A 23760-nucleotide genomic window follows, 5' to 3' on the forward strand; every position below is an offset into this window, starting at 1 on the left:
GAAATGGCCACCAGCACCTACACCGTCACCGGCATGACCTGCGGCCACTGCGTCGGATCGGTCCAGAAGGAGATCGGCAAGATCGACGGTGTCACCAGCGTCGATGTCGATCTGGCCTCGGGTCTGGTCAAGGTCGAATCCGCCGCTCCGATCGCCGACGCCGCTGTCGTGGCCGCCGTCGACGAAGCCGGGTACGAGGTGGCGAGCTGAATGAACGATCGAGGAAAGTTCGCCGCCTTCGGCGGTGGACTGGTCGTACTGTTCGGGGCCGCACTCGGCATCGGCGCCCTGGTGGGCGATCCGACCGAGTCGGCCTCCGGCACGACCTCCGCACACTCCGCCCATCCCACCGAAGCGGCCCCCGGGCTCGCGGACAGCGAAAAGGGTTACGCCCTCACCGATGTCACCGCCCCGACCGCCGCGAATCAGCAAGGGGCACTGCGCTTCCGGATCACCGGACCGCAGGGCACCGTCACCCGATACAACACTTTGCACGAGCAGAATCTGCACCTGATCGTGGTGCGGTCGGATGCGAGCCAGTTCCGGCATGTGCATCCCACCCTCACCGCGGACGGCAGCTGGTCCATCGACTGGAAGTGGGCCGAGCCCGGTAACTACCGGGTCTTCACCGACTTCTCCCCCACCGACGGCCCGGGCGAACTGACGCTCAGCCGAACCGTTCAGGTGGAGGGCAATGCGGCGGCCAAGCCGTTGCCGCCGGTGTCCAACACCGCGCAGGTGGATGGCTACCAGGTCACGCTGACCGGTGATTTGTCCACCGCCGGAAGCGAATTGAAGTTCACCGTCACCCGCGACGGTAAGCCCGTCACCGATCTGCAGCCCTACCTGGGCGCATACGCACACCTGGTCGCACTGCGGGCCAATGATCTGGCCTACCTGCACGTGCACCCCGAGGGCGAGGTCGGAAAGACCGCTCCCGGCCCGGAAGTCGCCTTCCACGCCCAGGCGCCCAGTGACGGCGCCTATCGGCTGTACCTGGACTTCCAGCACGGTGGCACGGTGCACACCGCCGAATTCACCAATGAGACAACCACCGCCGCATCCGCTTCGGACGCGCACTCGCAGCACGGAGGAGGTCACTGATGAGCGCCCCCACGCAGGAGCGGTCCATCGAGCTGGAAATCGGCGGTATGACCTGCGCCTCCTGCGCATCCCGCATCGAGAAGAAGCTCAATCGGATCGACGGCGTCACCGCCACGGTGAACTACGCCACCGAGAAGGCGAAGGTCAGCTTCCCGGAGTCGGTGACCACCGATGATCTGATCGCCAAGGTCGTCGACACCGGATACACCGCCGCCGTGCACAGCACCGAACCGGCGAAATCGGCTGACACCGAGAATGATTCGGCCCCTAGCGCGACCCGGCTGCTGCGCCATCGCCTGCTGGTCACCCTCGCGCTGGCCGTGCCGGTGGTCGCCATGGCCATGATTCCGGCGCTGCAATTCACCAACTGGCAGTGGCTTTCGCTGACGCTGACCGCACCCATCGTGGTGTGGAGCGGCGCGCAATTCCACCGCGCCGCCTGGGTGAACGCCAAACACGGTGCGGCGACCATGGATACGCTCATCTCACTGGGCACCCTCGCGGCCTTCGGCTGGTCGGTGTACGCGCTGTTCTTCGGCGATGCCGGTATGGCGGGGATGAAACATCCGTTCAGCCTTGCGATTTCGCGGGGTGACTCGTCCTCGGCGCTCTACTTCGAGGTGGCGGCGACGCTGATCACCGCGATTCTGGCGGGCCGCTACTTCGAGACGCGATCCAAGGAGAAGGCCGGATCCGCGCTGCGGGCCCTGCTGGAATTGGGCGCGAAGGATGTGGCGGTACTGCGCGGCGGGGTGGAAACCCGCATCCCCGTGGGCGAACTGCGGGTCGACGAGGAATTCCTGGTCCGGCCCGGCGAGAAGATCGCCACCGATGGTGTTGTGGTCAAGGGTAATTCGGCGCTGGACATGAGCATGCTCACCGGTGAATCGGTGCCGGTCGAGGTCGGCCTCGGCGATGCCGTGGTGGGTGCGACGGTGAACGCGGGCGGTCTGCTGACCGTGCGCGCCACCCGGGTCGGCGCGGATACCCAACTGGCGCAGATGGCCGCCCTGGTCGAGGAGGCGCAGAACGGGAAGGCTCCCGTGCAGCGGCTCGCCGATAAGGTGGCCGGAATCTTCGTGCCGATCGTCATCGGGATCGCCGTCGCGGCGCTGGGCTTCTGGCTCGGCACCGGTGCGGCCGTGTCGACCGCGTTCGGCGCGGCGGTGGCGGTGCTGATCATCGCCTGCCCGTGCGCCCTCGGATTGGCCACGCCCACCGCGCTATTGGTGGGTACCGGCCGCGGTGCGCAGCTCGGGATTCTGATCAAGGGTCCGCAGATACTGGAGTCGACGCGACGCATCGATACCGTGGTGCTGGACAAGACCGGCACCGTCACCACCGGCAAAATGACGCTCGCCGAAGCGATTCCGGCCGCCGATGTGGATGCGGATGAACTGCTCGCGGTGGCGGCGGCGGTGGAGCACGGCTCCGAACACCCGGTCGCCAAGGCAGTGGTCAAGGGTGCCGCCGATCGCGGACTGACTGCGCCTTCGAAGTACGCCGAGCAGGTGGAGCAGTTCGTCAGCCACGGCGGTAAGGGCGTGCAGGGTCTGGTCGGTGAGCGGGCGGTGATCATCGGACGCACCGAACTGCTCGAGGATTGGTCGATCACCCTGCCGGATGCCTTGGCGGAGGCCAAGATCCAGGCAGAGGAGGCGGGCAAAACCGCCATCGTGGTGGCCTGGGACGGGGTGGCGCGCGGCGTGCTGGTCATTGCCGATGCCGTCAAACCCACCAGCGCACAGGCGATCTCGGAGATGCGGGCACTCGGACTCACCCCCGTACTGCTGACCGGTGACAATGCCGCCACCGCCCGCACCGTGGCGGATCAGGTCGGCATCGAGCAGGTCATCGCGCAGGTGCTGCCGAGCGACAAGCTGGACGTGGTGAAGAAGTTGCAGGCGCAGGGCAAAGTGGTCGCCATGGTCGGCGACGGCGTCAATGACGCGGCGGCCCTCGCCCAAGCCGATCTCGGCCTGGCCATGGGCACCGGCACCGATGTCGCCATCCAGGCCGCGGACCTCACCCTGGTCCGCGACGACCTACGCTCGGTCCCCACCGCGATCAAACTGTCCCGGGCCACCCTGCGCACCATCAAGAGCAACCTGTTCTGGGCCTTCGGCTACAACGTGGCAGCCATCCCCCTGGCCGCCGCGGGCCTGCTGAACCCCATGCTCGCCGGTGCCGCCATGGCCCTGTCCAGCGTCTTCGTGGTCAGCAACAGCCTGCGCCTGCGCCGCTTCCGCGGCTGAGGCACCGTCTCGGCGGATCCCCGCTCCGACCGCACCCCGACGGGGTGCGGTCGGTCGTCGTAGCGGCGGGTCGTGTTCAATGTCTGGCGAGCGGTGGGGACCGCCTCGCCCGTTATGCCGGAGGAGCAGAGTTCGTGACGACTATTGCCGAGTACCTGGTCGCGGCGGAGATCGAGATCACGCCGGTGCAGCCGGGAGAGGCCGGTGCGCCCGAGGTTTCGCTGCCGCTGGCGCAGGGGTGGCAGGCGGTGGACGCCGCCATGTTCCCCGGCGCGTACGGGGTGTACACCCGCCCGCCGGAGAACGGGTGGGCCGACAATGTGGTGCTGCTGGTGGGGCGGCTGTCCAAGCCCTGCAATCCGGCCGAACTGCTGGAGTCCGCCTTCGCCGATGCGCGGCAGCTGCCGGATTGGCGTGAGCTGAACGCGGAAATCGGTGACTACCAAGGCTTTCCGTCGGCGGCCGTCACCGGCACCTACTCCGTAGACGCCCTGATCCTGTGGGTGCACACCCGCTATGTGATCGTCGCCATCGGCGACTACGAGTACCTGGTCCAGCTCACCGTGACCGCGCGCGCCGACGGTGACGGCATCGAGGCCGGGCTGCTGGAGGGCCTGGAGATCCGCGTCTAATCGCCCTTGTTCCCGGGGCGGCACCGGGCCCGCCGTCAGGCTTGGGCGGCCAAACGAACGAAGGCGGCGGTATCCAGGGTTTCCCCGCGCGCCGTCGGGGCGATTCCCGCTGCCACCAAACGCCTTTCGGCCTCGACGGGTGAACCCGCCCAACCCGAGAGCGCGGCGCGCAGCGTCTTGCGGCGCTGGGCGAAGGCCGCGTCGATCACCTCGAAAACCTTCTTGCGGTGATCCTCGTCCATGGACCACGGCGCTTCGGTATAGCGGTCGATGCGAACCAGACCGGACTCGACCTGCGGTACCGGCCAGAAGATTTGGCGGCCCACGGTGCCGGTGCGGCGGACGGTGCCGAAGAAGCCCGCTTTCACGCTGGGGACGCCGTAGATACGGCCGCCGGGGGTGGCGGCCAGCCGGTCCGCGACCTCGAGCTGCACCATGACGAGAGTCGTTCGGATGCTTGGCAATTCGGCCAGCAGATGCAACAGTACGGGCACGGCCACGTTGTAGGGCAGGTTCGCGACCAGCGCCGTCGGGGCGGCGGGCAGGTCGGCGGCCTGCACGCGCAAGGCGTCGGCGAGTACGACGGTCAGCCGGTCGGCCAGGCCGGGAGCCCGGTCCCGCACCGTATTGGGCAGGTGCCCCGCCAGATTCGGATCGATCTCGACCGCGATGGTTCGATCGGCGACGTCGAGAATGGCCAGGGTCAGCGACCCGAGACCCGGACCGACCTCGAGCACCACGTCATCACGGGTGACACCCGCCGCCGCGACAATGCGGCGCACGGTATTGGCATCGTGGACGAAGTTCTGTCCGAGCTGCTTGGTCGGGCGCACCCCGAACCGCTCGGCGAGCACCCGCACTTCGGCGGGGCCCAGCAGGGCGGCTTCTCCACGACCAGCGTTTTCAGGTTCGGACACTCTGCGAAACCTATCAACTCGTGCGCGCCGGTCCGGCCTCGCCCCGCGCCCGACACGCACCCGCGCGATGCGATCCGCTCGGACCGCACCGGGCGGGCAGCGGTCGGGACCGGACCGGAGTGTCCAGCACGCGGTTGCCGAAGACCTATTTGCCATCGGGTTGCCAGACAAACCGGCGGCGCACTCAGGACTTGGTCGGGGTGGCCAGTATCCGCGCGCTGAAGGCGTCGATGGCCGACCACATCTGCGGATTCAGCTGGGTGTGCGAGCCGGTGCCGACCACGGTCTGGAAGTCGACGCCATTGGCGGCGAACTGGGCGGCCAGCGCGGCGTGCAACGGTGAGGGGACGGTGATGTCATTGGTGTTGAGCAACAGGAGGATCGGCGCGTCATAGCCGCTGGTGGGTACCGCCAGATAGTCATTGAACGCGGTGGTGAAGCGGTCATCGTTCAGCGGACGGGACAGCAGCTCGCCGATCGAACTGCCGCCGGCGATTTTCATAATGTCCTTGAAGCACAGGCTCGACGCCTGATCCAGGATTTCGCGACCGCGCGGGCTCAGGTAGTTGGCGTCGAGGTCGATCTCCGGATGCGTGGCGCGCAGGCCCGCGAGCATGCTGATCACGAAGCCGTCGACGGCATCACCCGCCTGCCCCGCAATCGCGGGTACGTAGGGACCGACCAGCGGAGCGACCTTCTCGATATCGGAAGCGGGGTCGAGGGCGATGGTGCCGCGGAAGTCCAGGTCGGGCGCTTCGGTCCGCTGGATATAACCGGTGCCCAGGGCAGAGTGACCGCCCTGTGAGAAGCCGGTCACAGCCCAGGTGCGCGATAGTTCGGGGCGGGCCTGGCGCGCGGCCTTGACCAGATCGATGGTGGCGGTCGCCTCGGTGCGCAATTCCAGGTAGGGATGCGGACCGGTGTCGAAGCGGCCGCTGCCCAGGTAATCGGGGGCGACGACGGCGAAACCTTTGCCCAGAAAGTACTGCAGCACATTGTCTTCCATGGGCCGACTCAGGTGCGTGGTATCGGTCTGGCCGCCGCACGCGGGCCCGAGCCCGGCGGTGCCGTGGTCGTAGGCCATGATCGGCCAGCCCCCGGCGGGCGCGGGCCCCGGCGGGACGAAGAGCGCACCGCTGGCCTTGACCGGTTCGCCATTGGAGCGGGTGGTCCAGTAGTCCACGATGGCGCCGCCGGACATCCCGCGAAAACCGTCGGGAGCGGCCGCCGCGGCGATCAATTCGCCCGGCGCGTCCGCTCGGGCCGACACTCCCGGCAGCACCAGCAGCGCAGCGGACGACATCATCACGGCGGCGAAAATCCGTGCGCGCCAACCGAACAACCGCATCAATCCTCCATCAGTACCCGACCCGCGAACAATTCCGAACGCGAAATGAGCTTAGCTATTAGATCAACCGACCAGTATGAGAAAACTCTGTGGACCGACGCCGCGGAATCCACCATTGACGCCCAGTGAAACTTGTTCTAATTTCTCGCCATGTTGAGATACGACGGACGCCGCGTAATCGTCACCGGAGCGGGCTCCGGAATCGGCCAGGGCATTGCCCTGCGCCTGCTCGCCGAAGGCGCCCAACTGGTCGCCGCGGATATCAGCGAATCCGGCCTTGCCGCCACCCGCGCGGCCGCGCCCGCCGATCAGCGCGACCGGCTCACCACCGTCGTGCTGAATGTGGCCGACCGGGATTCGGTACGCACCGTCAGCGCCCAAGCCTTCGAAACCCTCGGCGGCCTGGACGTTCTCGTGAACGCCGCGGGCATCATGCGCGCCGGGCACACCCACGAGATGCCCTTGGAAACCTGGAACGAGGTGCTCGCGGTGAACCTCACCGGCACCTTCCTGATGATCCAGTCCGCCATTCCGCAGCTGATCGAATCCAAGCACGGCGGCGTCATCGTGAACTTCTCCTCCACCGCCGCCTTCGGCTCCAACCCGTATATGGCCGCCTACGCCGCGTCGAAGGCCGGGGTCAACGCACTCACCCATGCCATCGCGCTGGAATACGTGAAAAAGGGTCTGCGCGCGGTGAATATCGTGCCCGGCGGTATCAGCACGGGCATCACCTCGGGCCTGTCGCTGCCCGCCGACGCCGACTGGTCCCTGATGGCCCGGCTGCCCGGCTGGATCGACGGCGGTCAGCTCGGCAAACCGGAGGACATCGCGGGTGTGGTCGCCATGGCCGCCTCCGACGACGGTCGCTATATGACCGGCACCGAACTCCGGGTCGACGGCGGAGCACTCATGTAGGTCTCGAAAAGACCTGTCGCGTACCCGGTCTGGTGACCGCGCACCCCATCCGCATGGGGTACGCGATCACCACACCGGGTGTTCGTTCTCAGCCGATGCCCAGGCGGCTGGTGCATGCGGGCCAGGCGCCCCAGCCCTGTCGGGCGCGGGTCACCTCGGCAATGGCGATCTGCTCCTCGCGGGTGGCCAGGTCCGCGCGCGGGGCGTAGCGGGTGCCGCCCTGGCGTTCCCAGGTGCCCGCGTCGAACTGGATGCCGCCGTAGTACCCGTTGCCGGTGTTGATGGCCCAGTTGCCGCCGGATTCGCATTTGGCCAGGGCGTCCCAGGTATTGCCATCCTTGACCTCGGGCACCTCGGTGCCGGGCTTGGCGCCCTTGCGGATGGTCTTGGGCGCGGCGGGGACGATCACCTTCGAGTTGATCGGATCCTTGCCCGCCTCTTGGCCGTTCACGATCGAGACCGCGAAGGTGACGTCCTGGGTGCCCGGGACGCCCGGATTCTCGACAATGGTCCGGCTCATATTGAGCGAGGCGTCCTCGATGATGTTCTCCGGCGGATCCAGCGGTATCCGCTCGGTGCGCTGCTGTACGACCCGGCGGGTGACCACGATCCTCATCCCGTCGCGCAGGGCGGTGTTCGCGGCCGGTTCCACGGTGTCCTGATTGATCAGCGGGCGACCCTGCGCCTGGAGCAGTTCCCCGACCGTCGGCGCGGCCAACCGGACCAGCGCGGGCGCGCCGCCGTTGTCGGCGAGTTCGACGGTGCGCGGATTGGTGATGAGCAGCGTCGCGCCCTCGAGCGGCAGCGGGGAGGGGCGTGCGGGCGAGGTGTACACATCGCCGGGCAGATTCAGCTTCACAATGGCCTCGGCCACGGTGAGCGCGGTGGTCCACGCCTTGCTCGGCGAACCGTCCACGATCAGCGAGACCTCGCGCGCGCGATTGAGGGTGATGGTTGCGCCGTCGCCGATTCGTGAACCGGGCGAAGGGGATACGTCATCGCGGGCGCCGACGGTGAACCCGGCATCCTTGAGTACGCCGCGCACATCCAGATACATGCTGTTGCGCACCATCTTCTGGCCGTCGACCACGACGGTGATGGTCTTCTTGTTCACAATGGCCAGGCCCGCGCCGACAATCAGCGTGACGAGCATCGCCGCGATGGCGCCGTACAGCAGCGGCGACCGCGACGAGTTGATCTTCGTCATGGCTTTCATCGGATATCCCGGCATGGTCACAGTACGATAACGAGGGGGTCTGGGAATGACAACCGCTACGCATCAAATTCCGTAGACGCGCCGTGCGTTCGCCGTGGTGATCTTGGCCAGCGTCACCGGATCCTGTTCCCGGAGATCGGCCAGTGCTCGCAAAGTGTAGGGCAGCATGTACGACTCGTTCGGGGCGCCGCGGAACGGATGCGGAGTCAGGAACGGTGCGTCGGTCTCGACCAGAATCTGATCCTGCGGAACGAGTTTCGCGGCCTCCCGCAATTCATGCGCATTCTTGAAGCTCACGGTGCCCGAGAAACTCAGCACATAACCCTCGTCCACGCACGCCTGCGCCATGACGGCGTCGGAGGAGAAACAGTGGAAGATCACCGTCTCCGGCGCGCCCTCGTCCAGCAGGACGGTCAGCAGATCGTGATCGGCCTCGCGATTGTGGATCATCAGCGGTTTGCCGAGCCGCTTGGCCAGCTCGATATGCCAGCGGAAACCCTCCACCTGCTCTTCGATATCGGCACAGCCGTCGAGTTTGCCGGGCCAGTAGTAGTCGAGTCCGGTCTCGCCGACCGCGACCACGCGCGGATCCGCCGCCAGCCGCTCCAGCTCGGCCTTGGCGGCGTCATCGAGGGCATTGGCGCGGGTCGGATGCAGTGCGACCGCCGCGTACACCCGGTGATCCCAGTGCGCGGCCCGCACGGCGAAGCGCGCGGCGGCCAGATCGTCGGCGACCGTCACCACCTCGCGCACGCCCACCGCGGCGGCCCGATCCACAATGGCGGCAACCGATTCCGCGTCGGTGGCGCCGCACGCGTCCAGATGGGTGTGCGCGTCGATGAGCGGGAACAGCGGCTCCGGCGGTGCGGGCGCGGGTCGGCGGCTACCCATGGGCGAGCACCGCCACGGGGATATTCACGCGAGCTTGTTCTGGCACGCAGATAGAGTAGACACACCATGAGCGCATCCGACCGCCCCGCCTTCTATGTCACCACGGCCATCGCGTACCCGAATGGTGTCCCGCACATCGGGCACGCCTACGAGTACATCTCCACCGATGCGCTGGCCCGCTTCAAGCGGCTCGACGGATTCGACGTGTTCTTCATGACGGGCACCGATGAGCACGGCCAGAAGGTGCAGCAGGCCGCCAAGGCCGCCGGGGAGTCCGAAGCCGAGTACGCCGCGCGCAATTCGGACGTCTTCGAGAATATGGACAAGGCCCTCGACGTCTCCTTCGACCGGTTCATCCGAACCACCGATGAGGATCATCAGGCCGCGTCAGTCGCCATCTGGAAGCTGATGGCCGCGAATGACGATATCTACCTGGACACCTACGCCGGGTGGTACTCGGTGCGCGATGAGGCGTTCTACAACGAGGACGAGACCACGCTGCTCGCGGACGGCACCCGCGTCTCCACCGAAACGCGGACCCCGGTCGAGTGGACCGAGGAGTCGAACTACTTCTTCCGGCTCTCCAAGTACCAGGACAAGCTGCTCGAACTGTATGAGACCAAGCCTGAATTCATGGGTCCGGCGACCCGGCGCAATGAGATCGTCTCCTATGTGAAGGCCGGGCTGAAGGATCTGTCCATCTCCCGCACCACCTTCGACTGGGGTGTGCCGGTGCCGGGCGATCCGGCGCATGTCATGTACGTGTGGGTGGACGCGCTCACCAATTACCTCACCGGCGTCGGCTTCCCGAATGTCGAATCGGATCGGTTCAAGAAGTTCTGGCCCGCCGATGTGCACATCATCGGCAAGGACATCACCCGATTCCACGCGGTGTACTGGCCCGCATTCCTGATGTCGGCCGGAATCGAGCTGCCCAAGCGGGTTTTCGCGCACGGCTTCGTCTTCCACAAGGGCGAGAAGATGTCCAAGTCGACCGGCAATGTGGTGTCGCCGACCGAACTCGTGGACACCTACGGCCTGGATCCGGTGCGTTTCTTCCTGCTGCGCGAGATCTCGTACGGACAGGACGGCGCGTACAGCCACGAGGGCATTGTCAGCCGGATCAATACCGATCTGGCGAACGAGTACGGCAATCTGGCGCAGCGCTGCCTGAAGATGGTCGCGCGCGATTTCGGCAGTGCGGTACCGACTCCCGGTGACTTCACCGAGGAGGACGAGGCCATGCTGGCGCTCGCCCGCGCGCTGCCCGATCAGGTGCGCGCCGAATTCGACCAGCAGCAAATCCATTTGGGCCTCGAACACCTGTGGAACACGCTGCGCGAGGCGAACCGCTACTTCTCCGCGCAGGCCCCGTGGACCCTGGCCAAGGCGGGCACGCCCGAGGATGTGGCGCGCGAGGGCACCATCCTCTACGTGACCATGGAGGTCGTACGAATCGTGACGCTGCTGGTACAGCCGGTGATTCCGGGTTCGGCCGCCAAGATCCTGGATCTACTGGGCCAGGCCGATCGTGACTTCGCCGCCGTGGCCACCCCGATCGTGCCGGGCACCGCCCTGCCCGAGCCGGAGGTCGTCTTCCCGAAATACGTGGAGCCCAAGGCATAACGGGGAACGCCTCGAAATACCACGGCGGCACCGGAACCGATCGGTTCCGGTGCCGCCGTCGTTGTCCGGCAGGCTTTATCGCGTCAGCCGGGTGACGGTTCCCAGAAAGCTGGTGGCGTACAGGGAATTCGGATCCCAGCCGGGTCCCGCGCCGAAACGCACCGAGGTCACGAAGGGGAGACCGTCGGCAATGGTGCACCAGGCGCCGGTAACCGGTTCGACGCGGACGACCTGACCGGCGGTATTGAGCGCGACATAGACCGCGCCGTCCGGACCCACGGTCACATCGTCGGCGGAATTGAACGGGCCGAATCCCGGCAGGGAAATGCGGCGCGGCGCGGCATCGGGGTGATCGATATCGATCACCCCGATTGTCGTGGTGGCGTCGAAAGTGGTGGAGACGAATAGTTCGCGGCGCGCGGGGTCATAGGCGACGCCATTGGTGTAGGTGAGTTCCGGGGCCAGGGTGTGTGCGCCGGAGCCGTCCGCGGCCACCCGGGTGAGCACGGCGTCGGGTCCGAGATCGCGGCTGACCACGAAGCCGCCGTCCGGTAGCTGCGCCAATCCATTGGGCATATGCAGGCCGGAGACGACGGTGGCGGTCGATCCGGTGGCCAGATCGACCGAGACAATCTTGCCGTCTGCGGTATTCGTCACACCGCTGGCGAATGTATTACCGGAGTTCACATACGCGTGGCCACCGTTGACGATGATTCCACCCGGCGATTCCACCGCCGCGGCGAGCGAACGCGTGCCGTCGGCGGTGAGCCGTCGCAGACCGCCACCGCTGCCGGCGAGGGAGATCTCCGAGAGCAGCAGGCCACCTCGGCCGTCGAAGGCGAGGTTCTCCAGACTGCCGAAGCCGGCGGCGACGGTGGACTTGACCCAGCCCGTACAGAACGCGGATTCCGGTGCGGCGGTTGCTATTCCGGGTGCGCCGAGGGCGAACCCGGCGCCGAGCTGTGCGGTGACGAGACCGCCGACCAGGGCTTTCCTTATGCGCATCGCCCCAACCTAGCGGTACACGCCCGGCGAAATCCACTGTCGCCCAGACAGTTTCATCTGGAAGTAGGTGTTACTTCGGGTTACATCACAGGGTCACAGCAGCGGGCGTGAAGTCCCTCACAGCGCGGCTTCGCGATCATTCATAGGACGATGCTCTCACCGGCGAAAACCTTTGCCGAACACCATGTCTCAGACACTCTACCGGGACCTCGTCCGGTCGCCGCCATAGTTACCGTCGGGTAGCGTCAGGACCGTTACCGATTCAGATTGCATTTCATCGTACTTCCAGGAGTCCCCGTGCCGCATTCTCGATTCGAGTCGATAGGCGCCTATCTGCCATCCAAACGCGTCACCACCGAAGAGCTCCTCGCGCAATTGAAGGAGACTCCGGGCTTCGATCTCGAAAAAATCACGGGCGTCAAGGAACGGCGCTTCCGCGACACTTCCCCCGAAAACCATGAAGACTCTTACATTCTCGCAATGAATGCGGCCCAGGACTGTCTGTCCAGGTCACAGTATGCGGCCTCGGATCTCGACGTGATCATCTCCACCTCGATCACGCGCAGCAAGGGCACCCGGATGTATATGGAGCCCTCTTTCGCCGGCTCCCTCGCTCGTGAACTCGGCGCGCGTCCGGACACCATTTCATTCGATCTCTCCAATGCCTGCGCCGGAATGATGACGGGCACGTACATTCTCGATCGCATGATTCGCTCGGGCGCGGTGAAACGCGGCATGGTGGTCAGTGGTGAAGCCATTACTCCCATTGCCGAAACCGCGGTGAACGAGATCACCGAGAAATACGATCTGCAATTCGCGTCACTGACCGTCGGCGATTCCGGCGCGGCCGTCGTTCTCGATGAATCCGTGGACGAGGACGACCGGATCCACTACATCGAACTGGTGACCGCCTCGGAGTTCTCGCACCTGTGCCTGGGCATGCCCAGTGAGAAGTCACAGGGGGTGTCGCTGTACACCGACAACCGCAAGATGCACAACGAATCCCGCTTCCTGCTCTGGACCGACACCCAGGGCAACTTCATGGCGGATCGCGGCACCACGTTCGAGGACGAGGGCTTCGACTACATCATTCACCACCAGTTCGGAGCGGGCGCGATTCCGTTCATGAACGCGATCGCCGCACGCGAGTTCGGCAGCCCGATGCCGCCGGATCTCAATGTCATCGAGAAGTACGGAAACACCTCCACCACTTCGCATTTCATCGTGCTGCACGATCAGCTCAGCCAGCAGAACATCGCATCGGGATCCAAGGTCTTGATGGTCCCGGCCGCCTCCGGCGTCGTCGGGGGCTTCCTGTCCACCACGATTTCATCCCTGAAGGTCTGACATGGGCGTACGTATCAAATCCACCGGAATCAGCCGGGCCGGAGACACTTTCAGCATTGTCGAGCTCAGCGGTGCGGCCGCGCGGCATGCCCTGGAGCGGGCGGAGGTGCGGCCCGATCAGGTCGGCGTACTCATCAACGCGGGCATCTTCCGCGATTCCAACACCGTGGAACCCGCTGTGTCGGCGCTGATTCAGAAGGAAGCCGGGATCGGGCTGGACTACACCAAGCAGGACCCGCGGTCGTTCTCCTTCGATCTGATGAACGCCGGCGTCGGCGTGCTCAACGCGGTGCAGGTGGCCCAGTCGATCCTGGTCACCGGCAGCGCCGAACACGTGGTCATCGTCTCCGGTGACACCCACCCGTCGCTGAAGCGCGGTGCGGCCGATGCCGAATTCCCCTATGCCACTTCGGGTGCCGCGCTGCTGCTGGAGCACACCGATGCGGACGAGGGTTTCGGGCGGGTGCACACCGTGGCCGGTGGCGGCACTCCCGGAATCGAATCGTATGTGGATGTGGCGACCATGGGCACGCGCGGTCGCGAGCTCATGACCGTCATTCGTGAACCCGATGCCGAGCAGCGACTGCTCGAACTCGCCGCCGACGCGGCCCGGATGGCGCTCTCGGAGGCCGATCCGGAGCAGGCCACCACCGCGCTGATCGCCTCCACCCCGAGCGCGGACTTCCCGGAGCAGCTCGCCGCCACCCTGGGCATCGCGCCCAACGCGGTCTTCGGACCCGATCTGTCCCAGGGTGATCCGCATACCGCGGCGCTGCCGCTCGCCTACGACGCGGCCGTAGCGAATCGGGCGCTGGACGCGTTCACCCATGTGCTGTTCGTCGCCGCCGGCGCCGGTCCCTCGGCCGCCGCCGTCCTCTACCGGCTCCCCGCCACCGTCGGGGCCGCGGCGTGACGACCGCTACCTACTGGCAGGCCATCGACCGCTTCCGCGCGGTCGTGGCCGACCAGCCCGATCGGGAGGCCGTCATCTTCCCGCACGGGCGGACCGACGCCGGGCTCCCGGAGTATCGGCACCTGACCTACCGGGAGCTCGACGCCTGGTCCGACACCATCGCCGCGCATCTCACCGCGGCCGGTGTCGGCCGCGGCACCCGCACCATCGTGCTGGTGCTGCCCAGTCCGGAGCTGTACGCGATCATGCTGGGGCTGTTGAAGATCGGCGCGGTGCCGGTCGTCATCGATCCCGGTATGGGACTGCGCAAGATGCTCAACTGCCTGCGCGCCGCCGATGCCCAGGCGTTCATCGGCATTCCGCAGGCGCATGCCGCGCGCGTGCTGTTCCGCAAGTACTTCCGCGATGTGCGGGTGAAGATCACCGTGGGACCGCGCTGGCTCTGGGGCGGGCAGACGCTGCAGAGCTGGGGTACGCCCGCCGCGGTGACAGGCTTTGCCGCCCAACCGACTGACGAGAGTGAGGCCGAAAGGTCTCCCCGTCATCCCAGCGCGCCTTCGGCCGGGATCCATCGCGACCCGCTGGAGCAGACCCGGCCTCGATCCCGGCCGAAAGCATGCCGGGATGACGAAGGGCAAGCTCGCGCAGGCGGATTCAGCCCGAAGCGCATGCGGCCGATCGCGGGTTCGCGCCTGCGCACACTGCGGCAGACCGTGGTCGGGGCACGTGGGCGGTGGGAGCAGTTCGCCGGGGGATCTGCTGTCCCCGTGGACAATTCGGCCTCACATGCGGAGCGGGTGCCCGCACCCGCGGATGAGCTGCTGCTGATCGCGTACACCACGGGCAGTACCGGCCCGGCCAAGGCCGTGGAGATGACGCACGGGAATCTGTCGTCCATGGTCGACCAGGTGGATGCGGCGCGCGGGCGGGTCGCCCCCGACACCTCGCTGATCACGCTGCCGCTGGTCGGGATTCTGGACATGCTGCTGGGGGCGCGGTGTGTACTGCCGCCGCTGGTGCCCAGTCAGGTGGGGTCCACCGATCCGGCCTTCGTCGCCGATGCGGTGAATCGGTTCGGGGTGCGCACCATGTTCGCCTCACCGGCCGTGCTGATTCCGCTGCTGCGGCATCTGGAGCGAACCGGGACGAAAGTTCCTACGCTGCACAGCATCTACTCCGGCGGCGCACCCGTACCGGACTGGTGTATCGCCGGTCTGCGCGAGGTGCTCGCCGCCGATGCCGAGGTGCACGCGGGCTACGGATCGACCGAGGCGCTGCCCATGTCGACCATCGAATCCCGCGAACTGCTCGGCGGACTCGTGGAACGGGCGCATCACGGTGAGGGCACCTGTATCGGACGCCCTGCCGAGAATGTGCGCGCCCGGCTCGTCGCCATTACCGATGACCCGCTGCCCACCTGGGCCGACGCGCAGGCGCGCGAAGCGGAACTGGTGAGCACGCGCGGTATCGGCGAACTCGTGGTGGCCGGGCCGAATGTGAGCACCCGGTACTACTGGCCGCGCGAAGCCAATCTAGCGGGCAAGATCGCCGACGGCGATACCGTCTGGCATCGCACCGGCGATCTGGCCTGGATCGACGAACAGGGTCGAATCTGGTTCTGCGGGCGCAAGAGTCAGCGCGTGCACACCGCGGCCGGTCCCATGTTCTCGGTGCAGGTGGAACAGGTCTTCAATACCCTGCCCGGGGTGGTCCGCACCGCCCTCGTGGGCGTGGGCGCACGCGGGTCGCAGCGGCCGGTGCTGTGCGTGGAAGCCGAACCCGGGACCGACACCGTGCTGCTGGCGGCCGAATTGCGCAGCCGGGCGGTCGAATTCGAGGTCACCTCGACGGTCTCGACATTCCTTTTCCATCCGAGGTTTCCGGTAGACATTCGGCACAATGCCAAGATCGGTCGCGAGCAGCTCGCCGTCTGGGCGGCACAGCGGCTCGGAGAGGACGGGTGAGCGATATGTCGTTGAAGACCGCGGCCCTGCGGGCGATTCCGATACTCGGCTGGCTGTACCTGGCCGTCGGACTGCTCGCCGCACTGATGGACCGCGCGCCGGGAAATCGCCTGTTGCGGGCCATCTGGTGGATCGACGCCTTCCTGAGCATCGTGGTGCACGCGGCGCAGATTCCGGCCGCCTTGCGCGCGGCGGAGTCCAGTGACCGTTCGCCCATCGAAACCGCCGTGCTGACCCAGGTTTTCGGAGCCACCTGGTGGAAGACACAGGAGGCGGCCTGATGACCGAAGGCACAAAGAAGGCTCTGGTCACGGGCGCGTCCGGCTTCCTGGGCGGCGCCATCGCGCGCCGCCTGATCCGCGAGGGCGGGTATGAGGTCGCGATTCTGGTGCGCCCCACCAGTAATCTGCGTGATCTGGCCGATGTCATCGACCAGGTGGAGGTGCGCCACGGCGACCTCACCGATCAGGTCTCGCTCGAACGCGCCACCATGGGCGTCGATGTGGTCTTCCACAGCGCGGCCCGGGTCGAAGAGCGCGGCACGCGTGTGCAGTTTGTTGCCGAGAACCTCACCGCGACAGAGCATTTGCTGCGGTCGGCGCGGAGCAACGGCGCGCAGCGGTTCGTCTTCATCTCGAGCCCGAGCGCGCTCATGGACCGGGACGGCGGCGATCAGGTCGAGATCGACGAATCGGTGCCGTACCCGCGCCGATACCTGAACCTGTATTCCGAGACCAAGGCCGCGGCCGAACGCGCGGTCCTGGCCGCGAACGCTGACGGGTTCAGCACCTGCGCGCTGCGACCGCGGGCCATCTGGGGTGCGGGCGACCGCTCCGGGCCGATCGTGCGACTGCTGAGCCGCGCCGCCGCGGGCAGCCTGCCGGACCTGTCGTTCGGTAAGCAGGTGTACGCCTCGCTCTGCCACGTCGAGAATATCGCCGCGGCCTGCGTCCAGGCGGACCGATCCGAAAAGGTCGGCGGGAAGGCGTATTTCGTCGCCGACGCGGAGCAGACCGATGTGTGGGGCTTCCTCGGCGAGGTCGCTACCGGGCTCGGTTACGCCGCGCCCAGCCGTCAGCCGAATCGCCGGGTGCTGAACGCCGCGGTCGCGATCATCGACACCGTGTGGCGGGTGCCGTTCATCGCCACCCGCTGGTCACCGCCGCTGTCCCGGTATGTGGTGGCTCTGATGACCCGCACCGCCACCTACGATACCGGCGCCGCCGCAAGGGATTTCGGCTATCGACCGGTCGTCGGCCGCGATGCCGGACTCAGCGAATTCCTGACCTGGCTGCAAACCCAGGGCGGCATTGTCGAATTGACCAAAGACCTGCGATAACGCAGTCACCCGCGCATAAGAGGCAGGCATGAGCACCTTTCGCCGACCCATCTCCCCCACCGAATTCATGTACTTCCCGATGCGGGATCTGGCGCCGCCGTTCCTCATGCAGCTGGCTGTCGAAGGCGCCGGCAGCATCGACGCCGAGGAATTGCGGCGCGCGGTAACCATTGCGGCCGAGGCGAATCCGGGTGCTCGACTGGTCCGGGACGGTAAGTACTGGGTGGACAGCGGGGTCGCGCCCGCCGTGCGGGTGGTGGATCATGCGCTGCGATACCCGGAGCTGGAATCGGATCCGGTGCTCACCAGCCCGATCGGGCCGACCCCGGAATCCACCCTCGAGGTGCTGATGCTCACCGCCGCACCGTTCACCCTGGTGTTCCGGGTGTTCCACGGTGTCATGGACGGTATGGGCATGGTCATGTGGGCCACCGATGTGCTGCGGGTGCTGCGCGGGCAGGAGCCGATCGGTGCGGCGGATCCCATCGCCGATGAGGAACTGGTGCGCAAGGTCGGCGCACCCGGCCGCCCGGCGCTCATGGTGCCGCGCTTCCGCTCCGCCCTCGGCCCCGGTCGCCAGGATCCGGGTGAGCCACGACATCTGTTGCGCCACCGCACTATTCACGCCACCGGACCCGGCGCGATGGTGCGAGTCGCGGCCATCCTCGCCGAGGAGGGCGGACCGCTCTCGCGCATCATGATCCCGGTCGATCTGCGCCGTCACGATCCCGAACTGCGCTCGACCGCCAACCTCGCGCTCCCGCTCTTCCTCGACGCGCGACCCGGCGTGGACTGGGAACAGCTCAACGCGGACAAGCGCATCGGCCTGCGGGAACGTCGCGAACTCAATCAGATGCAGGCCGCGCGCATGTCCAATCTGCCGCAGGCCCCCGGCCGGATCCTGCTCCGCTCCCTCAACTGGGCGGGCGCGCGCCTGGGCCGAAACCTGGCCTCCGCCACCGTCTCCCATATGGGCCGCTACAACTTCGACGAACTCGCGGTCCCCGGTTTCACCCCCACTTCCATCCGCGTGCTGCCCCAGCACAGCGTCGCCATGCCGCTGCTCATGGGCCTCACCGAGGGCGGCGGTCGCACCGAACTCACCGTCTCCGCGCGCAGCGGTCGCGGTATTCCGGACCGCCTGGAAGCCCTCCTGGATCGCATTGTGAAGATCCTGGAAAGCGAACTCCCCCGGACGGATTCGGTCGGCCGATGACCGGGCGCGGCCGTACCTCGGCGAAAGGACCGCGCGCATGATGACGGCGTGGGCGCGGGTCGTGGTGGCGCGGCCGAAGACCGTGCTGGCGGTGGCGGTGCTGTTCGCGCTGGCGTGCGGGTTGTTCGCGACCGGGCTGGCGCAGAAGGTCAGTGCGGCCGGGTATACCGATCCGGGAAGTGAGTCCGGTGCGGTCGATCAGTGGGTGCATGATCAGCTGGGGTCGCAGAATCCGGATGTGATCGCCATCTACACCGCGCCGGAGGGTCGATCGCTGGCCGATATCGGGCCGCAGGTGCTGGCGGCCGTGGGGAAGATCGATCCGGCGTTACTGGACCGGCCGGTCGAAAGCTATTGGCACAGTGCGCGATCACAGTATTTGCGGTCGGCGGACGGCCGGTCGGCGGTGGCCGTGGTGTTCGCCGCCGGGGACGACAATCGGCGTATCGCCGTGTATCCCGAGCTGGCGCGGGACTTGCGCGTGCCGGGGGTCGAGACCAGGCTCACCGGGTACAGCGCATTGGCCCAGGAGATCAGCGAGCAGTCCCGGCACGATCTCGTGGTGGCCGAATCGATTTCGATTCCGCTCACCGCAGTGGTGCTGGTGCTGGTGTTCGGCGGTGTGGTGGCCGCGTCGCTGCCCGTGCTCGTCGGCAGTCTCGCGGTGGTCGGCGCGCTGGGCGCGGTCGGCGTCATCGCCCGGTTCACCGAAGTGAGCGTGTTCGCCATGAATGTGGTGTCCCTGCTCGGGCTCGGATTGGCCATCGACTACGGGCTTTTCGTGGTCGGGCGCTTCCGCGAGGAACTCGCCGCCGGGCAATCCACCGCCGCCGCGATCAGCCGCGCACTCGATACCGCCGGGCGCACCGTGCTCTTCTCCGCGCTGCTGCTCATGTGCGCGTTCGCGGGCACCTTCGTCTTCCCGCAACCGGTGCTGCGGTCGCTCGGCTTCGGCGCCATCGCCGCGGTCGGCCTCGCGGCCCTGCTGTCGATGACCGCGCTCCCGGCGGCACTGACCCTGCTCGGCCCGCGCATCGGTAAATGGAGTTGGCGGGCGGACGCTTTCGAGCGATCCGAGGCGCGGGCGCAACGCTTCTGGGGGCGGGTGGTCACCGCCGTCATGCGCCGTCCGGGTGCGGTCGCGATCGCCGTCGGCGCACTACTACTGGTGCTCGCCGCACCGCTCACCGGCGTCCGACTCGGCGATATCGACCACACCGCATTGCCGGTGGGCAATGAAATACGTTCCACCGTGGATGAATTGGCTGTTCGATTCCCCGCCGCCAACAGCGGGGCGACCATCCTGGTGCGCGAATCGGACGGCAGCGCACCGACTTCCGCCGCCATTACCGGCGCACTGCGGGAACTCGGGGCGGTGCACGGCGTCAAACAGGCTCTGCAACTGGACACCCGGGACAACACCGCCGTCATACACGCCGTGCTGACCGCGCCGGATCGCTCCCCCGCCGCCCAGGACACCGTGCGTGACCTGCGCGAGCTGCGCATCGACGGCCTCACCCTGGAAGTCGGCGGGCAGAGCGCCGCCACCGCGGACAGTGTCACCGCCGTGCTGCACAATCTGCCGCTCATGCTGAGCGTCATGGTGCTGGCCACCCTGCTCATGCTGGGCGCGGCCTTCCGCTCGGTGGTACTCCCGCTCAAAGCGGTGTTCATGGCCTTCCTCAGTCTGGCCGCCACCTTCGGGGTCCTCACGTGGATATTCGACAGGGGCCATCTGGCAAGCGTTGTGAGCGTGAGCGTGGGTCCGATCTCGGCCAGCATGATGGTGCTCATCATCGCGGTGGTCTTCGGACTCTCCACCGACTACGAGGTCTTCCTGCTCTCCCGCATGGTCGAAGCCCACGAGGCCGGAGCCGACACCGAGGAGTCCGTGCGCACCGGAACGGTGCGGACCGCACGCGTAATCACCGCCGCCGCGGCACTTCTCGTGCTCATCACCGGCGCGTTCACGCTCTCGCCGCTGACCCCCATGCGGTTCCTGGGCCTGGGCATGGTGATCGCACTGATCATCGACGCCACCCTGGTCCGCATGCTGCTGGTCCCGGCACTGGTGAAACTCATGGGTCCCGCCAACTGGTGGACGCCGTTCCGGTCGCGCGCGATCGTCACCACGGTGCGCGAAACCCCGGCCGAGGCAAAGGTTCCCATCGAGTAGTCGGCAATTACGCCGAGTCGGAAGACTATTCGGCGGCGGCGGCGCGCGCGGCCAGGACTGCGTCGTACAGCTCGCGACGGGAGACGCCACCGGTGGCGGCCACTTCTGCACAGGCGTCCTTGAGGCGCAGACCCGCCGCCGCCAGACCCTCCACCCGGTCCACCAGATCGGCGGGATCGGCCGAAACCTTCTGCGCGCCCTCGAGAACCACGGTGATCTCACCGCGAGCACCCTCGACGGCCCAGGCGGCGAGCTCGGCCAGTGAACCGCGCACCACCTCTTCGTAGGTCTTGGTGAGTTCCCGGCAGACCGCGGCGCGACGGTCCGGGCCGAGGATCCGCACCGCGTCGGCGAGGCAGTCGGCGAGCCGGTGCGGGGCTTCGAAGAACGCCACCGCGCGCGGCTCGGTGGCCAGGGTGCGGAACCACTCCTTGCGCTGACCGGATTTGCGCGGGGCGAAACCGTCGAAGCAGAAACGCTCCACCGGCAGACCGGACAGTGCCAGCGCGGTGGTCACGGCCGAGGGACCGGGTAGGCAGGTGATCGGCAGATCGCGCTCCACACAGGCCGCGACCATGCGGTATCCGGGATCACTCACCGACGGCATACCGGCATCGGTGACCAGCAGCACCGTGCGCCCGCCCTCGATCTCCGTCAGCAGCATGGGAATTCGCGCCGTTTCGACGTGATCGTAGAAACTCACCACCCGCCCGGTGATCTCCACGTTCAGGGCCTTGGCCAGCGACCGCGTCCGCCGCGTGTCCTCCGCGGCGACGATATCGGCCGACCCCAGCGCATCGCGCAACCGCTGCGACGCGTCCCCGATATCGCCCATCGGCGTAGCCGCGAGCACCAATCGTCCGATCGACCCCGGCTCGCCGCTCATTCCACTCCTTGTCGTCGCCGCACTCCGCCCCGCGACATCGGCCCTCGCATCGCCGCCGGGGCATCGGCGGTCGCACCGCGCGTTTCACACTGATCGCCGCCGCACCACCTCGGCGGTCCGGCACCCGTGCCAGCATACGGGCGCGCCGAATGCCACCGCGGTGGTGGACGAGCGCTCGACATTCCGGCGCGTTTTCGGCTGGGATGCACCGAGAAAATAGGTGGGTGCCGGCGGTGTGTATCCCGGCCGAAAACATGCCGGGATGACGAAGGGTGAGAGCGCCCTGATGGCGAAGGCCGTCGCGGTGGGGGCCGATTCTCGGCGGGCAGGGGTCAACCGGGGCGGGACGGATGGGGCCGCACCGCATAACATCGGGGGCGTGACCCAGGTGACCGAGACGCGACCGCCGGCTGTGGGGGCCGGGGTGGCGCTGTCCAGTCCCGCGCCTCTGCGACCCTCACCGGATTTCGGGCCCACCGATTGGGCGCGCGGGTGGGTGGTCACGCTGTTCCTGACGGTGGTGGCCGGGCTGACGCGATTCATTCGGCTCGGATATCCGACCGACGGGCACACCCCGGTCTTCGACGAGAAGCATTACGCACCGCAGGGCTGGCAGGCGCTCACCAACGGCGGGGTCGAGGACAATCCCGGCTACGGGCTGGTGGTGCATCCACCGGTCGGCAAGCAGATGATCGCCATCGGCGAGGCCCTCTTCGGGTACGGGCCGTGGGGATGGCGGTTCATGGCCGCGGTCTCGGGAACCCTGCTGGTGCTCTTGGTGATTCGGATAACCCGGCGAATGGCCGGATCCACGCTGATCGGGGCGTTCGCGGGCATTCTGCTCATCGCGGACGGACTCACCTTCGTCTCGTCCCGGCTCGGCATGCTCGATATCTTCCAGGCGCTGTTCGTGGTCTCCGCGTTCGGCTGTCTCATTGTCGACCGCGATGAGATGCGCGCGCGCATCGCCCTCGTCGCCGCCGAGGGCAGACTCGACGACAGTGAGTACGGACCCCGATTCGGGGTGCGCTGGTGGCGGTTCGGCGCGGGCGTCCTGCTCGGCCTGGCCTGCGGAACCAAATGGTCCGGAATGTATTTCGTGGTCGCGTTCGCGGCGCTCTCGCTCGGCTTCGACCTCGCGGCCAGGCGCGGATACCGGGTGCGGCGGCCGTGGGCGGGGACCGCGGTCCGCGATCTCGGACCCACCGCCTGGGCGCTCGGCGTGGTGCCGGTCCTGGTCTATCTGGCCAGCTTCTGGGCCTGGTTCGCCGGGGAGACCAGCTACGACCGGTACGCGGTCGGGGTGCGCGTCGGGCGCGGGGGCGATTTCTCCTGGGTGCCGGACGCGCTGCGCTCGCTCTGGTACTACGGCGGCGAGGTACTCACCTTCCACGAGGGGCTCACCAATTCGGCGGGTAATCACCATCCCTGGGAATCCAAACCGTGGACCTGGCCGATGGGGTTGCGGCCCATGCTTTATTACTACTCCGACAGCGGCACCGGCGATTGCGGGCGGAACCAGTGCGTGAAGGCTGTCATGCTGATCGGCACGCCCGCCATCTGGTGGCTGGCGCTCCCGGTGCTCGGGTGGGCGCTGTGGCGCAGTTTCGTGCGCCGCGACTGGCGGTACGCGGCGGTGCTGGTGGCGTACGGGGCCGGGCTGCTGCCGTGGTTCCTGCAACTGGATCGGCAGATGTACTACTTCTACGCGGTACCGCTCGCGCCCTTCCTGATGATGGCGGTGGCGCTGGTGCTCGGCGATGTGCTCGGGCACGCGCCGGCGGTCGGGCGGCGATTGTCCGGGGCGCCGGGCTGGCAGCATGTCGCGCCGCCGAGCGAACGCCAAGGTCTCGGCCTGATGCTGGTCTGCCTCTACCTGGCGCTGGTGATCGCGAACTTCATCTGGCTGTGGCCGATTCTGACGGGGATGCCCATCACCCCGGGCAGCTGGCACGACCATCTCTGGTTGCCCAGCTGGAGGTAGGGGGTCGCTGACGCGAGGTCTTG

General features: G+C 67.2%; 20 protein-coding genes. 14 read left to right on the forward strand and 6 right to left on the reverse strand.

Annotation, left to right across the window (positions count from 1 at the left end):
• Window positions 1-3 precede the first annotated feature (3 nt).
• From NA10_RS19635 to NA10_RS19650, 4 genes are all read left to right on the forward strand, one after another.
• On the forward strand, window positions 4-210 hold the full coding sequence (locus NA10_RS19635) for a heavy-metal-associated domain-containing protein (RefSeq protein ID WP_067570047.1): 207 nt from the start codon (window positions 4-6) through the stop codon (window positions 208-210).
• Window positions 211-1104 (forward strand): DUF8832 domain-containing protein, encoded by an 894-nt coding sequence (locus NA10_RS19640; RefSeq protein WP_067570049.1) that lies wholly within the window; start codon window positions 211-213, stop codon window positions 1102-1104.
• Entirely contained in the window at window positions 1104-3359 is a 2256-nt protein-coding gene (locus tag NA10_RS19645) for a heavy metal translocating P-type ATPase (protein ID WP_067570051.1), read from the forward strand. Before NA10_RS19640 ends, NA10_RS19645 begins: the two co-directional genes overlap by 1 nt.
• Before the next feature lie 134 nt (window positions 3360-3493).
• A complete protein-coding gene (locus NA10_RS19650) occupies window positions 3494-3991 on the forward strand; it encodes an LpqN/LpqT family lipoprotein (protein WP_067570053.1) in 498 nt (165 codons plus the stop codon).
• A 35-nt stretch (window positions 3992-4026) separates the two neighbouring features.
• On the opposite strand, the gene rsmA is transcribed toward NA10_RS19650, so the two are convergent.
• Both rsmA and NA10_RS19660 read right to left on the reverse strand, forming a co-directional pair.
• Window positions 4027-4908, reverse strand: a complete 882-nt coding sequence (gene rsmA / locus NA10_RS19655) for a 16S rRNA (adenine(1518)-N(6)/adenine(1519)-N(6))-dimethyltransferase RsmA (protein ID WP_067570055.1) — start codon at window positions 4906-4908, stop codon at window positions 4027-4029.
• Window positions 4909-5092: 184 nt separating this feature from the next.
• A complete protein-coding gene (locus NA10_RS19660) occupies window positions 5093-6256 on the reverse strand; it encodes a lipase family protein (RefSeq protein ID WP_067570057.1) in 1164 nt (387 codons plus the stop codon).
• Between the two features lie 150 nt (window positions 6257-6406).
• On the opposite strand from NA10_RS19660, the gene NA10_RS19665 reads away from it, so the two are divergent.
• Window positions 6407-7174: an SDR family NAD(P)-dependent oxidoreductase gene (locus tag NA10_RS19665; RefSeq protein WP_067570059.1), complete on the forward strand. Its 768-nt coding sequence runs from the start codon at window positions 6407-6409 to the stop codon at window positions 7172-7174.
• 88 nt (window positions 7175-7262) lie between these two features.
• Here NA10_RS19665 and NA10_RS19670 read toward each other — a convergent pair whose 3' ends face one another.
• Window positions 7263-8390 carry a resuscitation-promoting factor gene (locus NA10_RS19670; protein WP_067570138.1) on the reverse strand — a complete coding sequence of 376 codons (1128 nt, stop codon included), beginning with the start codon at window positions 8388-8390 and terminating at the stop codon, window positions 7263-7265.
• Between the two features lie 63 nt (window positions 8391-8453).
• The gene (locus NA10_RS19675; protein ID WP_067570061.1) at window positions 8454-9281 is read right to left on the reverse strand and encodes a TatD family hydrolase; all 828 of its coding nucleotides are present in this window, start codon (window positions 9279-9281) and stop codon (window positions 8454-8456) included.
• A gap of 66 nt (window positions 9282-9347) precedes the next feature.
• On the opposite strand from NA10_RS19675, the gene metG reads away from it, so the two are divergent.
• Window positions 9348-10907 (forward strand): methionine--tRNA ligase, encoded by a 1560-nt coding sequence (gene metG / locus NA10_RS19680; protein ID WP_067570063.1) that lies wholly within the window; start codon window positions 9348-9350, stop codon window positions 10905-10907.
• 75 nt (window positions 10908-10982) lie between these two features.
• Here metG and NA10_RS19685 read toward each other — a convergent pair whose 3' ends face one another.
• Entirely contained in the window at window positions 10983-11912 is a 930-nt protein-coding gene (locus NA10_RS19685; RefSeq protein ID WP_067570065.1) for an SMP-30/gluconolactonase/LRE family protein, read from the reverse strand.
• A gap of 297 nt (window positions 11913-12209) precedes the next feature.
• Here NA10_RS19685 and NA10_RS19690 point away from each other — a divergent pair, with 297 nt between their 5' ends.
• Genes NA10_RS19690 through NA10_RS19720 form a run of 7 tightly spaced genes read left to right on the forward strand, consistent with a single transcriptional unit; the run spans window position 12210 to window position 20867 of the window.
• On the forward strand, window positions 12210-13259 hold the full coding sequence (locus NA10_RS19690) for a 3-oxoacyl-ACP synthase III family protein (RefSeq protein ID WP_067570067.1): 1050 nt from the start codon (window positions 12210-12212) through the stop codon (window positions 13257-13259).
• Between the two features lies 1 nt (window position 13260).
• Window positions 13261-14172, forward strand: a complete 912-nt coding sequence (locus tag NA10_RS19695; RefSeq protein ID WP_067570069.1) for a beta-ketoacyl-[acyl-carrier-protein] synthase family protein — start codon at window positions 13261-13263, stop codon at window positions 14170-14172.
• Complete coding sequence (locus NA10_RS35755; protein WP_157556619.1) at window positions 14169-16136, forward strand: AMP-binding protein; 1968 nt, start codon at window positions 14169-14171, stop codon at window positions 16134-16136. The genes NA10_RS19695 and NA10_RS35755 overlap by 4 nt, the downstream gene beginning before the upstream one ends.
• Before the next feature lie 5 nt (window positions 16137-16141).
• Window positions 16142-16417 (forward strand): hypothetical protein, encoded by a 276-nt coding sequence (locus NA10_RS19705; RefSeq protein ID WP_067570140.1) that lies wholly within the window; start codon window positions 16142-16144, stop codon window positions 16415-16417.
• Window positions 16417-17475, forward strand: coding sequence for an NAD-dependent epimerase/dehydratase family protein (locus tag NA10_RS19710; RefSeq protein ID WP_067570071.1), 1059 nt, complete (start codon window positions 16417-16419; stop codon window positions 17473-17475). Before NA10_RS19705 ends, NA10_RS19710 begins: the two co-directional genes overlap by 1 nt.
• A gap of 28 nt (window positions 17476-17503) precedes the next feature.
• On the forward strand, window positions 17504-18691 hold the full coding sequence (locus NA10_RS19715) for a peptide synthetase (protein ID WP_067570073.1): 1188 nt from the start codon (window positions 17504-17506) through the stop codon (window positions 18689-18691).
• 40 nt (window positions 18692-18731) lie between these two features.
• On the forward strand, window positions 18732-20867 hold the full coding sequence (locus tag NA10_RS19720) for an MMPL family transporter (RefSeq protein ID WP_067570142.1): 2136 nt from the start codon (window positions 18732-18734) through the stop codon (window positions 20865-20867).
• 25 nt (window positions 20868-20892) lie between these two features.
• On the opposite strand, the gene rsmI is transcribed toward NA10_RS19720, so the two are convergent.
• Entirely contained in the window at window positions 20893-21753 is an 861-nt protein-coding gene (gene rsmI, locus NA10_RS19725; protein ID WP_067570075.1) for a 16S rRNA (cytidine(1402)-2'-O)-methyltransferase, read from the reverse strand.
• A gap of 379 nt (window positions 21754-22132) precedes the next feature.
• Here rsmI and NA10_RS19730 point away from each other — a divergent pair, with 379 nt between their 5' ends.
• On the forward strand, window positions 22133-23737 hold the full coding sequence (locus tag NA10_RS19730; RefSeq protein ID WP_067570144.1) for a dolichyl-phosphate-mannose--protein mannosyltransferase: 1605 nt from the start codon (window positions 22133-22135) through the stop codon (window positions 23735-23737).
• The last annotated feature ends 23 nt before the right edge of the window (window positions 23738-23760 follow it).

The organism is Nocardia acidivorans NBRC 108247 (genome assembly GCF_001625085.1).
Classification (GTDB): domain Bacteria; phylum Actinomycetota; class Actinomycetes; order Mycobacteriales; family Mycobacteriaceae; genus Nocardia; species Nocardia acidivorans.

Excerpts from the sequence above, each read along its gene's own strand:
- NA10_RS19710 (WP_067570071.1), top strand. The coding sequence starts at position 16,417 with ATGACCGAAGGCACAAAGAAGGCTCTGGTCACGGGCGCGTCCGGCTTC.
- NA10_RS19705 (WP_067570140.1), top strand. The coding sequence starts at position 16,142 with ATGTCGTTGAAGACCGCGGCCCTGCGGGCGATTCCGATACTCGGCTGG.
- NA10_RS19685 (WP_067570065.1), bottom strand. The coding sequence starts at position 11,912 with ATGCGCATAAGGAAAGCCCTGGTCGGCGGTCTCGTCACCGCACAGCTC.
- NA10_RS19645 (WP_067570051.1), top strand. The coding sequence starts at position 1,104 with ATGAGCGCCCCCACGCAGGAGCGGTCCATCGAGCTGGAAATCGGCGGT.
- NA10_RS19675 (WP_067570061.1), bottom strand. The coding sequence starts at position 9,281 with ATGGGTAGCCGCCGACCCGCGCCCGCACCGCCGGAGCCGCTGTTCCCG.
- NA10_RS19695 (WP_067570069.1), top strand. The coding sequence starts at position 13,261 with ATGGGCGTACGTATCAAATCCACCGGAATCAGCCGGGCCGGAGACACT.
- NA10_RS19720 (WP_067570142.1), top strand. The coding sequence starts at position 18,732 with ATGACGGCGTGGGCGCGGGTCGTGGTGGCGCGGCCGAAGACCGTGCTG.
- rsmI (WP_067570075.1), bottom strand. The coding sequence starts at position 21,753 with ATGAGCGGCGAGCCGGGGTCGATCGGACGATTGGTGCTCGCGGCTACG.
- NA10_RS19715 (WP_067570073.1), top strand. The coding sequence starts at position 17,504 with ATGAGCACCTTTCGCCGACCCATCTCCCCCACCGAATTCATGTACTTC.
- NA10_RS19660 (WP_067570057.1), bottom strand. The coding sequence starts at position 6,256 with ATGCGGTTGTTCGGTTGGCGCGCACGGATTTTCGCCGCCGTGATGATG.
- NA10_RS19640 (WP_067570049.1), top strand. The coding sequence starts at position 211 with ATGAACGATCGAGGAAAGTTCGCCGCCTTCGGCGGTGGACTGGTCGTA.
- NA10_RS19670 (WP_067570138.1), bottom strand. The coding sequence starts at position 8,390 with ATGAAAGCCATGACGAAGATCAACTCGTCGCGGTCGCCGCTGCTGTAC.
- NA10_RS19635 (WP_067570047.1), top strand. The coding sequence starts at position 4 with ATGGCCACCAGCACCTACACCGTCACCGGCATGACCTGCGGCCACTGC.
- metG (WP_067570063.1), top strand. The coding sequence starts at position 9,348 with ATGAGCGCATCCGACCGCCCCGCCTTCTATGTCACCACGGCCATCGCG.
- NA10_RS19665 (WP_067570059.1), top strand. The coding sequence starts at position 6,407 with ATGTTGAGATACGACGGACGCCGCGTAATCGTCACCGGAGCGGGCTCC.